16 protein-coding genes and 1 pseudogene are annotated in these 13,280 nt (G+C 73.8%); 9 read left to right on the top strand and 8 right to left on the bottom strand.

The features are described 5' to 3' along the window. Nucleotides 1-180 precede the first annotated feature (180 nt). A pseudogene (locus ACFOWE_RS30835) lies at nucleotides 181-717 on the top strand (phosphotransferase); the annotation flags it as partial. 115 nt (nucleotides 718-832) lie between these two features. Here ACFOWE_RS30835 and ACFOWE_RS30830 read toward each other — a convergent pair. Beyond that, nucleotides 833-1,423, bottom strand: coding sequence for a TetR/AcrR family transcriptional regulator (locus ACFOWE_RS30830; protein ID WP_377294077.1), 591 nt, complete (start codon nucleotides 1,421-1,423; stop codon nucleotides 833-835). A gap of 263 nt (nucleotides 1,424-1,686) precedes the next feature. On the opposite strand from ACFOWE_RS30830, the gene ACFOWE_RS30825 reads away from it, so the two are divergent. Beyond that, complete coding sequence (locus ACFOWE_RS30825) at nucleotides 1,687-2,460, top strand: SDR family NAD(P)-dependent oxidoreductase (RefSeq protein ID WP_377294075.1); 774 nt, start codon at nucleotides 1,687-1,689, stop codon at nucleotides 2,458-2,460. Nucleotides 2,461-2,646: 186 nt separating this feature from the next. On the opposite strand, the gene ACFOWE_RS30820 is transcribed toward ACFOWE_RS30825, so the two are convergent. Both ACFOWE_RS30820 and ACFOWE_RS30815 read right to left on the bottom strand, forming a co-directional pair. Further along, complete coding sequence (locus ACFOWE_RS30820; RefSeq protein WP_377294073.1) at nucleotides 2,647-3,294, bottom strand: O-methyltransferase; 648 nt, start codon at nucleotides 3,292-3,294, stop codon at nucleotides 2,647-2,649. A 298-nt stretch (nucleotides 3,295-3,592) separates the two neighbouring features. After that, nucleotides 3,593-3,790, bottom strand: coding sequence for a hypothetical protein (locus ACFOWE_RS30815; RefSeq protein ID WP_377294071.1), 198 nt, complete (start codon nucleotides 3,788-3,790; stop codon nucleotides 3,593-3,595). A gap of 47 nt (nucleotides 3,791-3,837) precedes the next feature. On the opposite strand from ACFOWE_RS30815, the gene ACFOWE_RS30810 reads away from it, so the two are divergent. Further along, nucleotides 3,838-3,972 (top strand): hypothetical protein, encoded by a 135-nt coding sequence (locus tag ACFOWE_RS30810; RefSeq protein WP_377294069.1) that lies wholly within the window; start codon nucleotides 3,838-3,840, stop codon nucleotides 3,970-3,972. 211 nt (nucleotides 3,973-4,183) lie between these two features. Next, nucleotides 4,184-4,687: an isochorismatase family protein gene (locus tag ACFOWE_RS30805; RefSeq protein ID WP_377294067.1), complete on the top strand. Its 504-nt coding sequence runs from the start codon at nucleotides 4,184-4,186 to the stop codon at nucleotides 4,685-4,687. 535 nt (nucleotides 4,688-5,222) lie between these two features. On the opposite strand, the gene ACFOWE_RS30800 is transcribed toward ACFOWE_RS30805, so the two are convergent. The 3 genes from ACFOWE_RS30800 to ACFOWE_RS30790 all read right to left on the bottom strand — a co-directional run bounded on the left by ACFOWE_RS30800 (nucleotide 5,223) and on the right by ACFOWE_RS30790 (nucleotide 7,462). Beyond that, a complete protein-coding gene (locus tag ACFOWE_RS30800; RefSeq protein WP_377294065.1) occupies nucleotides 5,223-5,942 on the bottom strand; it encodes a phosphatase PAP2 family protein in 720 nt (239 codons plus the stop codon). 218 nt (nucleotides 5,943-6,160) lie between these two features. Then, the gene (locus ACFOWE_RS30795) at nucleotides 6,161-6,979 is read right to left on the bottom strand and encodes a phosphatase PAP2 family protein (protein WP_377294063.1); all 819 of its coding nucleotides are present in this window, start codon (nucleotides 6,977-6,979) and stop codon (nucleotides 6,161-6,163) included. Nucleotides 6,980-7,078: 99 nt separating this feature from the next. Beyond that, entirely contained in the window at nucleotides 7,079-7,462 is a 384-nt protein-coding gene (locus ACFOWE_RS30790) for a hypothetical protein (protein ID WP_377294061.1), read from the bottom strand. 182 nt (nucleotides 7,463-7,644) lie between these two features. Here ACFOWE_RS30790 and ACFOWE_RS30785 point away from each other — a divergent pair, with 182 nt between their 5' ends. The 5 genes from ACFOWE_RS30785 to ACFOWE_RS30765 are packed head-to-tail and all read left to right on the top strand — an operon-like array spanning nucleotide 7,645 to nucleotide 10,525. Then, nucleotides 7,645-8,115, top strand: a complete 471-nt coding sequence (locus ACFOWE_RS30785; RefSeq protein ID WP_377294059.1) for a GAF domain-containing protein — start codon at nucleotides 7,645-7,647, stop codon at nucleotides 8,113-8,115. Between the two features lie 47 nt (nucleotides 8,116-8,162). Then, nucleotides 8,163-8,870 carry a GAF and ANTAR domain-containing protein gene (locus tag ACFOWE_RS30780; RefSeq protein WP_377294057.1) on the top strand — a complete coding sequence of 236 codons (708 nt, stop codon included), beginning with the start codon at nucleotides 8,163-8,165 and terminating at the stop codon, nucleotides 8,868-8,870. Continuing rightward, nucleotides 8,867-9,202 (top strand): STAS domain-containing protein, encoded by a 336-nt coding sequence (locus tag ACFOWE_RS30775; RefSeq protein WP_377294055.1) that lies wholly within the window; start codon nucleotides 8,867-8,869, stop codon nucleotides 9,200-9,202. Before ACFOWE_RS30780 ends, ACFOWE_RS30775 begins: the two co-directional genes overlap by 4 nt. Before the next feature lie 11 nt (nucleotides 9,203-9,213). Next, nucleotides 9,214-10,281, top strand: coding sequence for a quinone-dependent dihydroorotate dehydrogenase (locus ACFOWE_RS30770; RefSeq protein ID WP_377294053.1), 1,068 nt, complete (start codon nucleotides 9,214-9,216; stop codon nucleotides 10,279-10,281). Nucleotides 10,282-10,321: 40 nt separating this feature from the next. Beyond that, nucleotides 10,322-10,525, top strand: coding sequence for a heavy-metal-associated domain-containing protein (locus tag ACFOWE_RS30765; RefSeq protein ID WP_377294051.1), 204 nt, complete (start codon nucleotides 10,322-10,324; stop codon nucleotides 10,523-10,525). Nucleotides 10,526-10,550: 25 nt separating this feature from the next. Here ACFOWE_RS30765 and ACFOWE_RS30760 read toward each other — a convergent pair whose 3' ends face one another. Beyond that, the gene (locus ACFOWE_RS30760; RefSeq protein ID WP_377294049.1) at nucleotides 10,551-12,218 is read right to left on the bottom strand and encodes a beta-N-acetylhexosaminidase; all 1,668 of its coding nucleotides are present in this window, start codon (nucleotides 12,216-12,218) and stop codon (nucleotides 10,551-10,553) included. Nucleotides 12,219-12,451: 233 nt separating this feature from the next. Continuing rightward, nucleotides 12,452-13,280, bottom strand: an 829-nt coding sequence (locus tag ACFOWE_RS30755) for an N-acetylmuramoyl-L-alanine amidase (protein ID WP_377294047.1), incomplete at its 5' end; no start/stop codon positions are given.

Genomic DNA, 13,280 nt, shown 5'->3' with positions numbered 1-13,280 from the left:
GACCGGGCGGCTGGGCGATTCCGGGGAGGATCTGGGAGCTTCCTGTGAGTCCCCGGCGCGCGGCGGGGATCCTCGGGCCTGGCGGCGGCGGATCCCCGTGCCCGCGCGCCGGTCTCACAGGAGATTCACGTCGTACGGCCGGCCCCGGGGGGCGCTGCGCGCGGTCGGTGCCGGGGCCGCATGATGGAGTGGCCGGTGGCGCCGAGGAACCGTGGAGGCGGAGTGGTGGAGCGGGTCCTGCTGAAGGGCGGGGTCAACGAGGTGGTGCGCGTCGGTGAGACGGTGCACCGGCCGACGGGGCCGTGGAGCCCCGCCGTGCACGGGCTCCTGCGCCACCTGGAACGCAGCGGCTTCCGCGGCGCGCCACGGCTGCACGGGGTGACCGATGACGGGCTGGAGATCCTCGACTTCATCCCCGGTCAGGTGAGCGACTACCCGCTGACCGCGGAGGCGGCCTCCCGCGAGGCGCTGGAGAGCGCGGCCGGGCTGCTGCGGGCCTACCACGACGCGACCGCGGAGTACGTGGCCGGGCACGGGACCGGGTGGATGCTGCCCGCGCGCTCGCCGGCCGAGGTGATCCTGCACAACGACTACGCCCCGCACAACTGCGTGCTGGACGGCACCCGGGTCGTCGGGATCATCGACTTCGACACCGCCGCGCCCGGCCCGCGGCTCTGGGACGTGGCGTACGCGGTCCACCGCTGGGCGTCGGCCGGGGACCCGGAGGCAGGGACGGGCTCCGGCGCCCCGCCGGAGGAGGACCCGGTCGCCGTCTTCCCGGTCTCCCACCGGGAAGGCCGTCCACCGTCGGCATCGGTGAGGCCGTACGGCCTCAGCCGGGCGGCGGGTCCGCGACCCGGACGGGGAGGCCGACCAGGTCGAGCACGCGCTGGGCCAGGACGGTCGGGCCGGCGTCGCCCGGCACGCCGTGGGAGAGGGTGCCGTAGAGCATGCGGAGGATGAGGAGGAGGTCGTCGATCGTGAGGGTGTCCCGGAGGAGCCCCTCCCGCTGAGCCCGGTCCAGGGGGCCGGTCAGGACCGCTGCGAGGCGGCCGATCGTGGCGTCCAGGGGGAAGTCCCGGCCCGCGGAGGCGATGATCCCGATGAATCCCAGGGAGTCGACGCACTGCCGTACCAGGCGGGCGAAGACCAGCTCGAAGCAGCGCGGGTCGGCGGCGTGCTCGCGGGCGAGCTCCTCCAGTTCGAGGAAGTTCTCCTCGAAGACGGCCATCGCCAGGGCGATCCGGTTGGGGAAGTGGCGGTACAGACTGCCCTGCCCGACGCCGGCCTCCTTCGCGATCGTGTTGAACGGCACCTCGTGGCCGTGCCGGGCGTAGATGCGGCGGGCGGCGGAGACGAGCGCCGAGCGGTTCTGATCGGCCGCGGCGGGGCCGAGGTTGGGCCGCCCCTTGCGTTCTGGCACCCGTCCACTATAGAACCGGACAAGAGTGTCCGGTTGGGAGGCGGCATGACCGACCGATGGACTCGGCCGTCGGCCTGCCCGTCGCCGGACCGGGTGCGGCCTTCGGCCCGGCCCCACCGGAACGCCGCGAGCCGCGGCCGAGGAGCTTCCGGAGAACCCTCGAGAGGCCGCCGGGGCGCGCGGGGCCCCGGCCGTGCGGCCCCGGACACGGGCGTGCGCCGGTGGCGCGCCCTCCATCCACCCATGATCGTCAGGAGTCGTCCATGAGCAGCACCCCCACGGATCTGAGGGACCGGGTCGCCATCGTCACCGGCGCCGGCTCGGGCATCGGAAGGGCGATGGCGCTGGCCCTGGCCGGCGCCGGGGCCCGGGTCGTCGTGGCCGACATCGCCGCCGAGCCCGCCACCGGGACGGTGAAGCTGGTCCAGGAGGCCGAGGGCGCGGCCAGGGCGGCCGTGCTGGACGTCGGCGACGAGGCGATGGTCGGCGAGCTGGTCCGCGAGACGGTCGAGGACTGGGGCCGGATCGACATCCTGTGCAACAACGCCGGGATCATCGACAACATGGCGCTGCCCGCCGAGATGAGCACCGCGACGTGGGACCGCGTGCTGCGGGTCAACCTCACCGGCCCGTTCCTGCTGACCCGGGCCGTCCTGCCGCAGATGCTGGCGCAGGGCGGCGGCTCGATCGTCAACACCGCCTCCGAGGCCGGTCTGCGGGGCGGCGCCGCGGGCGTCGCCTACACCGCCTCCAAGCACGGCGTGGTGGGGCTGACCCGGAACGTCGCCTGGGCGTACGCCAGGAGCGGCATCCGCTGCAACGCCATCTGCCCGGGCCCGACCGAGACCTCCATCGCGGAGAGCGCCGCCGTCTTCGACCCCAGGGGCATCGAGCGGCTGGGCCCGGTGCTCGGGCTCGGCGAGATCTTCGCCAAGCCCCAGGACATGGCCGCCGTCGCGCTCTTCCTCGCCTCCGACGCCGCCCGCCTCGTCAACGGGGCGATCATCCCCGTGGACGGAGGCTGGCTGGCGGGCTGACCGCGCGCTGAAGCCCTGCCCCGGTCCCGCCGTTCCCGGACCGGGGCCTCCGGGTGAGAGGCCGGGAGCCGGCCCGCGGGCGCGGCTCCCGGAGGGGCGTCCCGGCTCCCGGACGAGACTCCCGGCGCGGGAGCCCCTCCGCGCGGGCTCCCGCCGTACCGCCGGGTGGCTCCCCGCGAGGAGAGGTCAGCGCCTGCGGGCGATCGTGACGCCGTCGCGCACGGGGAGCATCACCGAGTCGACGCGCTCGTCCGCGACGACGGTGTCGTTCACCCGGCGCATGGCCACGTCGGCCTCCTCCTGGCACGCCGGGTCGAGCACGCGGCCCGCGCGCAGCACGTTGTCCAGGACGATCAGACCGCCCGGCCGGAGCCGCGTGACCAGCTCCTCGTAGTAGAGGGGGTAGCCGACCTTGTCGGCGTCGACGAACGCGAAGTCGATGGAGGGCTCGGCGGGCAGTGACCGCAGCGTCTCCAGCGCGGGAGCGATCCGCAGGTCGATCCGGTCGGCCAGGCCCGCCTGCTTCCAGTAGCGCCGGGCGACGGAGGTCCACTCGTCGCTGACGTCGCACGCGAGCAGCCGGCCGTCCTCGGGCAGGCCGCGGGCGATGCAGATCGACGAGTAACCGGTGAACACCCCCACTTCGACCGCCTGCCGCGCGCCTGTCAGCCGGACCAGCATGGTGAGGAACGCGCCCTCGTCATGGGAGATCTGCATGCCGGCGGAGCCGGGGAAGGAGTTCCGCGTCTCGGCGGCCAGCTCGCGGAGCAGGTCGTCGGCGGGTGTGCAGTGGGACAGCAGGTAGTCGTTGACGGCGGGGTCGACGATGTCCATGGTGAGGCCGCTCCTGGATGCCGAGGGGTGGACGACGGGGCACCGCCCGGCCGGTGACGGGTCGCGTCCGATGGAGATCATCGGCCGGGGGCCTGCCAAGTTTTCCCGGTTCCCGGTGCTCCGGCAACCGGGATTCACCGGGGATGCACGGCGTGTCAGGCGTCCCGGCGTGACGTACGGCGCCGCGGGCGGGGCTCATGCCGCCCGGTCTGCTGCCGATCTCTCCGTCTGTACGACCGACCCCCCGAAGTGACGCGAGAGGCGTCTCTTGTGCCGTGCGCGGGGTCCTCTGAACAGGTCAGGAGATCCTCTTCATGTCATCGATGACGGAACGGCGGGCCGGGTCCGCCGAGAGCTCACCCCGCAGGCGCCGAGTCTCCGTGACCGCGTGGTTCGCCGACCTCAGCGTCCAGAAGAAGATCATGACGAGCCTGCTCCTCGTGTCCGCGGTGGGACTGGTGACCTCCCTGGTGGCGATGTCCGGCATGTCCTCCATGCGTGAGCGGGTCGACCACCTCTACAACAACATCGTGCCGCATCGCCGTGAGCATCGCCGACATCGCCCAGGCCGCCCACGTCACCAGCGACGGCATCGGCCAGGCGCAGCGGGCCGCCACCGAGCTGTCCCGGATGTCGGGCGAGCTGCGGGAACTGGTCTCGCGCTTCCGGCTGCGGTGATCATCGCGGCTTCGCCTGGCCGGGCCCCGGGGCTCCGCCCCGGGGCCCGGCCCGGTCCCGGGCGGGGCCTCGGCCGGACTCGGGTCCCGGGCCCCGGTCGGGACCTGAGCGGGTCCCGCCCGGCCGCCGGTGCCGGAGGGTGACGGACTGTTCACCTTCCAGTGAGGGGCGATCTCTTCCGCCGGGAACGATTTCGAACTAGAGTTCTCATGTGAACCAGGTCCTTCTCCTGATCGACGTGCAGCGCAACATGCTCGAGCCCCCGGCGCCGGTGCCCGGTGCGCAGGCGGTCTCCGAGGCGATCGACGTGCTGCTGAAACGCGCCCGTGCGGCCGGAGCCCCGGTGGTCTTCGTGCGCAACAACGGCACGGGAGACGATCCCGACGTCCCCGGGACGCCGGGCTGGGAGCTGGCCCGTGAGGCGCTCCCGGGAGAGCAGGTGGTCGACAAACACCTGCCGGACGCCTTCGCCGACACCGATCTCGCGTGGGTGCTGCCGCCGGTGGCCTCTCTGGTGGTCGCGGGGATGCAGAGCGAGTGGTGCGTCCGGGAGACCTCACTGGCGGCCATGGCGCGGGGGCACGCCGTCACGCTCGTCCAGGGCGCCCACGCGACCTACGACGGCGACGAGCCCGCCGAGGTCGTCTCCCGCAGGGTCGAGGAGGAGCTGGCCACGGTGGGCGTCGCGGTGGCCGCGCCCGACGAGCTGTTCTGAGCCTGCGGAACCTCTGCCGGTCCGCACGCACTCCGCCAGCCGCCTCGGCCCTTCGTCGATCCGCTCCATCGGGATGGCGCCGTACCCGATCACCAGGCCCCGCCGCCCCGGAGGCTCGGCGCGGTAGCCGGACAGGGAGTCCGCCCCGACCCCGGCCCCCGGGCGCGGGACACCACCCGGTCCGGATCGGCTGCCGCCCTGCTGCTGCGGCGGCTCCCCCGGTGCCGAGGGCTCCTGCCGCGAGGGCCGGCGAGCCCCGCCTGGCCGTGCTCGGGGACCGGCCGTACGCGCTGGTCACGCTCCTCAACGCGGTCCTGCTGCTCACTGCGGCGGTCCTGCAGGTGGCCGGGGAGATGATGCAGGCCTCGGCGGCATGGGAGATCGGCTTCGGGCTGGCGCCCGCCGACCGGCAGGGGCAGTACCAGGGCTTCTTCGGGGCGAGTGCGGCGGTGGCCCGGATGCTGGGCCCGCTGCTGCTGACCACGCTGGTCCTCGGGTGGGGCGGCGCGGCGCGGTCGTGGCGGGAGGGGGGCGGCTACGCCGTACCGGCCGTCCTGAACCCGGGCTTCCGCCGGGCGGCTCCCCGTTCCCGCAGGACCGGCCGGAGGAACAGCGCGTTGGCGGCCACCGCGACGCAGACCAGCCCGAGCAGGAAGCCCCAGCCCACGTCACTCAGGTGGTGCATGCCGCGGTACATCCGGGAGTAGGCGATCCCCACCGGGATCCCCAGACCGAGCAGCCACCACAGCACGTTCAGGATCCGGTGGCGGTGGGTGTGGAGGGTCAGCACCAGGGCGACGCCGCAGTAGAAGGCGACGGCCGCGCTGGTGTGCCCCGACGGGAAGCTGGAGGTGGGCGGCGCCGGGTCCAGGCGGTGGACCTCGGGCCGGTCCCGCTCGGCCAGCACGGTCGAGAGCAGGAAGATGAGCGACTGCGACCAGACGGCCGTCACCAGGAAGAGCGACTCGTTCCAGCGCCTGAAGACCAGCCGGAAGACGACCACGAGCACGGCGGTGGCGCCGACGATCACCGGTGTGTCGGACAGGCCCGAGAGCGTGTCGGTGATGTCGCTGACGAAGGCGGTCCGCTCCCGGACCATCTCCTCGTTGACGCCCTGGTCGTTCGCGCCGAGGGTGGTCGGCTCCAGGACCTTGGTGATCAGGAGCCCGACGCCGACCGTCAGCGCGGCCATGATGGAGAGCGGGAGCAGGATGAGCCGCGCCACGCCCCGGAAGTCGACCGACGTTTTCGCCATGGGGCGCGAACTACCCCAAGGAACCGCAAAAGAACGCCCGGTCCGGGTCCGGATGTGCGCGCTGCACGGGGATCCCCTCGGGTGCGCGCGGTACGGGGATCGTTCCGGGCGCGCGCCGTACGGGGGTCACCCCGGATGCGCGCGGACGGGCCGGCGCGGTGCGGGATCACGGGTCCGTTCCACGCGGGCACCCGCCCCGTGCGGCCCCGGTGCCCGTGTCACCGGGTGTGCGGGCCGGCGTCCGTGTCACCGGGTGTGCGGGCCGGTGCGCCGGAGCCCGTGTCCTCCGGCCCGGTGTCCACGGCCTCCGGCATCTCGGGCTCCACACCCTCCTCGTACGGCACGGCGGGCCTGCGCCCCTCGTCGCGCCGCCACGCCTCGTATCCGGCGCTGGTCGCCGCGACGACCGCGAGCCCCAGCAGGACCCCGGCCACCACGTCACTGACCCAGTGCACGCCGAGCGCCACCCGGCTGTAGGCGACGAACGCGGTGACGGCCGCCGCGACGGCCCAGGCCGCCAGCCGGGCGGCCCGGTCCCGCAGCAGGGGGAGCGCCAGGAGCACGAGCATGCTCGTCCCGGTCGCCGCGGCCATCGCGTGCCCGGAGGGGAAGGACGCGCCGGGCGCCCACGACACCGGGTCGGGCAGGATGGGCCGGGCCCGGTCCACCAGTCCCTTGACCGCGAGGTTCAGCAGGCCGCTGACGGTGATCGTGACGATCGCCCAGACGGCCAGGCGACGCCGCCCGCGGCGCCAGAGCCAGACGGCGGCCGCCACCACCAGGACGCGCCACACCGTCGGGCCGAAGACCTCGGTCGCCACGTTGAGGAAGTCCCCGTAGCCGGGCCGGCCGAGGGTGAAGGCGTGCGCCCGCTCGGCGATCCGCTCGTCGAAGGCGTGCAGCGGCTCGAAGGCCGAGACCACCAGCGTCAGCAGCAGCATGAACGGTGTCGCCAGCAGCACGACGGCCGCCACCGCGGCGGTGAGCCGAAGGCCCAGGCGGCGATCCGATTCCCGGCGTTCGAGTAGCGCGACCATCCCCCATGGCTACCCGGCCGGAGATCTCTATGCCCGGTGAGGTGGGTCAATTCATCGCAGGGGGAGGGAAAGCCCGGGAAAGGGCGGATCGGGCGGGGGTCAGGCGGCGTGCCGGTTCTCCCGGCGGGCGGTCCAGCGCAGCGTGTCGCAGTGGCGCCGCTCGGCCTCGGCGAGTGCGGGCTCGCCGGCGTAGGCGTCGAGCACGCGCCGCAGCTGCGGCAGCTGCTCCGCCACGTCGGCCCAGACCTGGTCGGGGTCGCCCGTGCCGAGCTCGATCAGCGCGTCGAGGTGCGCGGCGTAGGCCGTCCACCACTGGCGGCTCAGCTCGGCGAGGAACCCGTCCAGCCCGCCGAACTCCCGGCGGATCTCGGGCTCCCACCACGGCGGGAGGGTGGTGTGCCCGGTCTCCTCGAGGTCGCGCAGGACGACGTGCGCCAGGGTACGGCGGCGGCGGACGGTGGCGGAACGCGAGAAAATGCTCATGTGGAGAGCCTGCCGATCTTCACTTGCCGAATTCTTAACGCCGTATTGACAACGGTATGCCGCCGGGGCTTGACACCGGCTGGGTGGAATCGCTTGGCGGGGTCACCGGGCCCGGCTAGGCTCGAGCCGGATCGATTCCGCCCTGTGTCCGCGGAGCCCCTCACGATGAAGGCGGCCCGCCCATGACCGACGGCGACGAGTTCTCCCGGGTGGTCGGCCGGGCCCTGCACGCCCTGGCCGACGCCCTCGGCGCGGACGGCGCGGCCATCATGCTGGTCGACGAGCGCGACCGGCCGCGCGCGGTCGGCGGCTCGGACGAGGACGGGCGCCGGCTGGAGCTGGCCCAGGAGCAGACCGGGTCGGGGCCGGCGATCGAGAGCCTGGCCCGTGACTCCGGCGTCGTGGTCAACGACCTGCACGCGGCCCGGCCCTTCGGCTTCCCCGGGGTGGCGGAGCGGGCCCTGGGGGTGCGGGCCGTGCTGTCCGTGCCGTTGCGGGTCGGCGACCGGGTCATCGGATCTCTTGATTTCTACGACCGTGCCAGCCATGAGTGGCAGCCCGCGAAGATCAGGGCGGGCGAGCGGCTGGCCGAGCTGATGGTCATGGTTCTCCAGGGCCTGGCCCATAAATCTCCCATTTCTGGGCAGCCGTAGCCCTCAAGTCAAGTAACAGGTCGACGCTGTGAAAGGCGCCATAACGTATGTCGTATATCGACCCGGAAGCGTTGGTCGCGAGCCTGAGACGGATCCAGACGGAGGCCCCGGTCACGGGCATCGTCCAGCGGCTCGAACGGGCCGTCGCCGTCGTGGACACCCTGTTCGGCTACTCCGGCGCAGGCCTGATGTTCGCCGAGGACGGCAAGGAACTGCGCTACCTGGTCGCCACCGACGAGCGGGGACGGAGCCTCGAAGGCGCCCAGCTCCACCTCGGCAGGGGCCCGTGCGTCTCCGCCTACGAACAGGACACGGCGGTCACCTGCTCCGACGTGCGCGCGGACCCGCGCTGGCCGGAGCTGGCCGCACGCCTCCACCCCGAGGTGCGGGCCGTCGCCGGCGTGCCCGTACGGCTCGGCGGCCGGCCGGTGGGAACGCTCAACGTCTACCGGTCCACCCCGTACGAGTGGGACGACATCGACGTGCAGGCGCTGTACGCCTACGCCGACGTGATCGGGCAGATCATCGCCGCCGCGGTCGCGGCCGAGGAGAAGAGCGTCCTGGCCGACCAGCTCCAGTACGCCCTCGACTACCGTGTGATCATCGAGCGCGCCATCGGCTACCTGATGGGGAAGCACGACCTCACCGCGGCCCAGGCCTTCACCGGACTGCGCAAACGGGCCAGGGACAGCCGCCGCAAGGTCGCCGACCTGGCGGCCGAGGTGCTCGGTGAGGGAGCGGGCGAGCCGAGGTGATCGACGTCACCTCGAGGGAGACCGGACGCGGCACCGTCGAGGTCACCGTCCGGGGGGATCTCGACGCCGTCACCGCCGCCGGACTGCGGCACGTCCTGGACGGGATCGGCCCGGTCAGGCTCGAACTCGACCTCACCGGGGTGGGGTTCTGCGACTGCGCCGGCGCCCGCCTCCTGCTCCGGACCGGGGAGCGCCTGCGCGCGCACGGGGGAGCGCTGGTCGTGCTGCGCCCCTCCGCTCCGGTCCTGAGGCTGCTCGGTCTGCTGGGACTCGACCGGCACCTGCCGGTCGGCGGGGCGGTCGGGGCGAGCCGCACCGGAGGAGGGGACTAACCTGACCGGTGATGTATCGATTCCTTTTCACGCAGATCCTCAGCCGCTTCGACGCCGAGGAGGTGCACCGGCTGACGGTCGGCGCGCTCCGCGTCCTCTCGACCGCGCCGGTGGTGAAGAAGGCGGTCCACCGCCGCCTCGCGCCGCGCGACCCGGTGCTGCGGGTGCAGGCGTTCGGCGTGCACTTCCCCGGCCCGTTCGGGCTGGCGGCGGGCTTCGACAAGGAGGCCGGGTGCGTGGAGGCCATGTCCGCGCTCGGCTTCAGCCACGTCGAGGTCGGCACGATCACCGCGCACGCCCAGCCGGGGAACGCCCGGCCCCGGCTGTTCCGCCTGCCGAGGGAGCGGGCGATCATCAACCGGATGGGCTTCAACAACGCGGGCGCGGCCGCCGCGGCCCGGGCGCTGAGCCGTACCCGCGGGGTCCCGGCGATCGTCGGGGTCAACATCGGCAAGACCAAGGTCGTGCCGGAGGCCGAGGCGGTGGCCGACTACGTGGCCAGCGCCGAGGAGCTGGCGCCGCTCGCCGACTACCTGGTCGTCAACGTCAGCTCGCCCAACACCCCCGGCCTGCGGAACCTCCAGGCGGTGGAACTGCTGCGCCCGCTGCTGACGGCGGTCAAGGAGGTCGCCGACGGCACCCCGAAGCGCACCCCGCTGCTCGTCAAGATCGCCCCTGACCTGGCCGACGAGGACGTGGACGCGGTCGCCGACCTGGCGCTGGAGCTCGGGCTCGACGGCATCATCGCGACCAACACCACGATCAGCCGCGAGGGCGTCTCCAGCACCGAGACCGGCGGGCTGTCCGGGCGCCCGCTGAAGGCCCGCTCGCTGCAGGTGCTGCGCAGGCTCCGGGCGCGGGTCGGCGACCGGCTCACGCTCGTCTCCGCGGGCGGCGTGGAGGACGTCGACGACGTCTGGGAGCGGCTGCTCGCCGGGGCGACCCTGGTCCAGGGCTACACGGGGCTGATCTACCAGGGGCCGCTCTGGGCGCACCGCGTCCACCGGCAGCTCGCCCGGCGGCTGCGGCGGCACGGCGTCACCGACCTGCGGGAGATCGTCGGGCGCACCGCGGGCTGAGTAATACCCTGGGTGGGTAATCATCGAGATCGGAGGCATCATGAGCGTCGCCACCTACACCGTCACCGGCATGACCTGCGGCCACTGCGTGAGCTCGGTCAAGGAGGAGGTCGGCGAGGTCCCCGGCGTCACCGGGGTCGAGGTCGACCTGGAGTCCGGCCGGGTGGAGGTCACCGGCGACCCCCTCGACGACGGGGCCATCCGCGCCGCGATCAAGGAGGCCGGCTACCAGGTGGCCGGCTGACGCCCGGCCCGCCCGGCCGGGGGTGTCACGTGCTGGGCCGGGTGGAGTCGGCGGCGTGGGTCATCTCCTCCAGGCGCCGCATGACCTCGCCGGCCCGGACGGCCCCCGGGCGGTGACGGCGCGGCCCGGTCCCGCCGCGCTGCCACGGGCGAGGCCCGGCCGGCGGCCTGTACTCCACGCCGAGCGCGTCCAGCCGCCGCAGGTGCCGCTCCAGCCGGGCGGCGAACGAGGGGTCCGCGGAGCCCGACCAGACGACCTCCGCCAGCGCGCAGCCCCGGGGCCAGGCACGGTAGTCCACCGCCCGCCCGTCGGGCAGGCGCTCGCTCCACAGCTGGAACTGCGCGCCCAGCACGCGCCCGGCCTCCTCCTCGCTCCACTCCGGCGGCGCGGGCGCGAAGCCCGCCACGTCCGCCACCGTGATCGCCTCGCCGATGGCGAGCGGCTCGTCCGCCGAGGCGGCCTCCGCGTAGTCGAAGTAGAGCGGGAAGACCGGGGTCTGCACCACGTCGTACCCGGCCGCGGCGGCCCGCCGGGCCACCCCGGGCCCGCGCCAGGGCATCACGACCGTGTCGGGCCGGAGCGCGCCGCTGACGAACGCCTCGTCCCAGACGACGGCCCGGCTGCCCCGCTCGGCCAGCACGTCCGCCAGCCGCCGCAGGAACCACGCGTGCAGCTCGCCGGGGCCCGCCAGGCCGAGCTCCTCGCCGTACGCGGTGATCTCCGCCGAGGCCGCCCACTCGTCGAGCACGCACTCGTCCCCGCCGATGTGCACGTACGGCGTCGCGCCCAGCGCGCCGAGCAGCTCGTCGAGGACGGTGGTCAGGAAGTCGACCGTCGGCGGGAGCGGGGAGAGGATCGCCGGTGAGATGCCCCACCGGTCCAGTACGGTGAACGGCTCCGGAGCCCGCCCGCCGGTCGCCCGGGCGTCGAGCTCCGGGTAGGCGGCGAGGATCGCCGAGGCGTGTCCCGGCACGTCGATCTCCGGCACGACCGTCACCGCCCGGTCCCGCGCGTAGGCGGCGATCTCCGCCAGGTCGTCCAGTGTGTAGCAGCCGCCGTGCGGGGTGCCGTCGAAGGCGGGCTCCTCGCCGTAGTGGCTGGTCACCGTGCGCGCCCGGTGCGAGCCCACCTCGTGGAGCCTCGGGTACGCCCGGCTCTCGATCCGCCACCCCTGGTCGTCCACGAGATGCAGGTGGAGCCGGTTCAGTTTGTGCGCGGCCATCAGGTCGACCATCCGCAGCACCTCCCGCTTGGGCAGGAAGTGCCGGGCCACGTCCAGGTGCGCCCCGCGCCAGGAGAACCGCGGCGCGTCCTCGATCCGGACCGCCGGGACGCGCCCGCCGGCCCGGACGGCGCGGAAGGCGGCGTCGGGCAGGAGCTGCCGGAGCGTCTGCCCGGCGTAGAAGGCGCCCGCCTCCTGGGCCGCCGCGATCCGCACGCCCCGCTCCGTCACCTCCAGCCGGTAGGCCTCCGGGCCCAGTGCCGGGTCCCGCTCCACGGTGACCGCCGCCTCCGGCACGCCGTGTCCCTCCGCGCCCGCCTCCGTCCCGGCGGGGCGCAGGTCCAGGGTGGGCAGCGCCCGCCGTACGGCGTCGGCCAGGTCGGCGGGGCCGCGGACCGGGTCGCCGGGGGAGAGGGTGAAGGAGCCCGGGAGGGGCTCGGCGGACACGGGACGGGGGAGCAGGTCGGCCATGGCTCAGATCATGCCAAGCACGCCATAAACAGTAAAGAAACCTTCCGAATGTGCTGCGGGGCGGCACGGCGCCCGGACGGGGCGTGCCCGTGACGCCGGAAGGGCTCCGGCGGGGCGGGCGCGGGCCGCCCGAGCCCCGGGAGCCGCGTGGATCCCGGAACCCGCTCGATCACGGGGCGGACGACCACTCATCCGCTCCCGAGTCCGCACGGATCCCGGAACCCGCTCGGGGCCTACGTCAGGTGGTCCTGCAGTCCGTTGGCGAGCGAGAGGGCGATCTTCTTCCGGAAGGACGGGTCCTTGAACAGCCGCGCGTCCGTGGCGTTGCGCATGTTCCCGCACTCGATGAAGACCTTCGGGACGGTCGACAGATTCAGCCCGCCGAGGTCGTCGCGGTAGCTCAGCGCGTCGCGCCCGATGTAGTTCGAGTACGGCAGGCCGGTGCCGCTGCGGAAGGCCTTCCGCACGGCGAGGCCGAGTTTCTCGGAGCCGGCCACGACCGGGTCCACCGGTCCGCCGATCTTCTTCGGAATGATCACGTGGAAGCCCCGGCTGGCGGTGCCGGCCCCGTCCGCGTGCACCGAGACGGCCGCGTCCGCCCAGCCCTTGCCGGTCCTCGCCCGCTCGGTGATGCACGGGCCATAGGGAGTGTTCCTGTTCCGGGTCAGCTTCACCTGCGCGCCCCGGGCCTCCAGGATCGCCTTCAGCTTCTGGGACACGTCCCAGGTGAAGGCCGCCTCGCTGTAGCCGTCGTTGGTGGAGGTCCCGGTGGTGTCGCAGGCCTTCCTCTTGGTCAGGACGTCGACCTGCCGGTTGATCTGCGACACGTGCCGGTAGTTGTTCTCGTTGTGCCCGGGGTCGATGACGATGCGCTTGCCGCGCAGCGGCTTGGCCGTGACGCTCCCGCCGGGGACGGGAGCGGCCGAGTCGGAGGTCGCGGTGGTGTCACCGGAGGGCGGCGCGGTGGCCGGGCCGGAGCCGGCCGGGGTGGACGCCTGAGGGCCCGCCGTGCCGGTGGTCGTGCCGCGGGCCGGTCCTGAGGCCGTCGGGCCGGCAGTGCCG

It is taken from the genome of Planomonospora corallina (genome assembly GCF_042650625.1).
GTDB lineage: Bacteria > Actinomycetota > Actinomycetes > Streptosporangiales > Streptosporangiaceae > Planomonospora_B > Planomonospora_B corallina.
The sequence above is the reverse complement of the archived record's forward strand: the minus strand, read 5'-3'. Positions and strand labels throughout refer to the sequence as shown.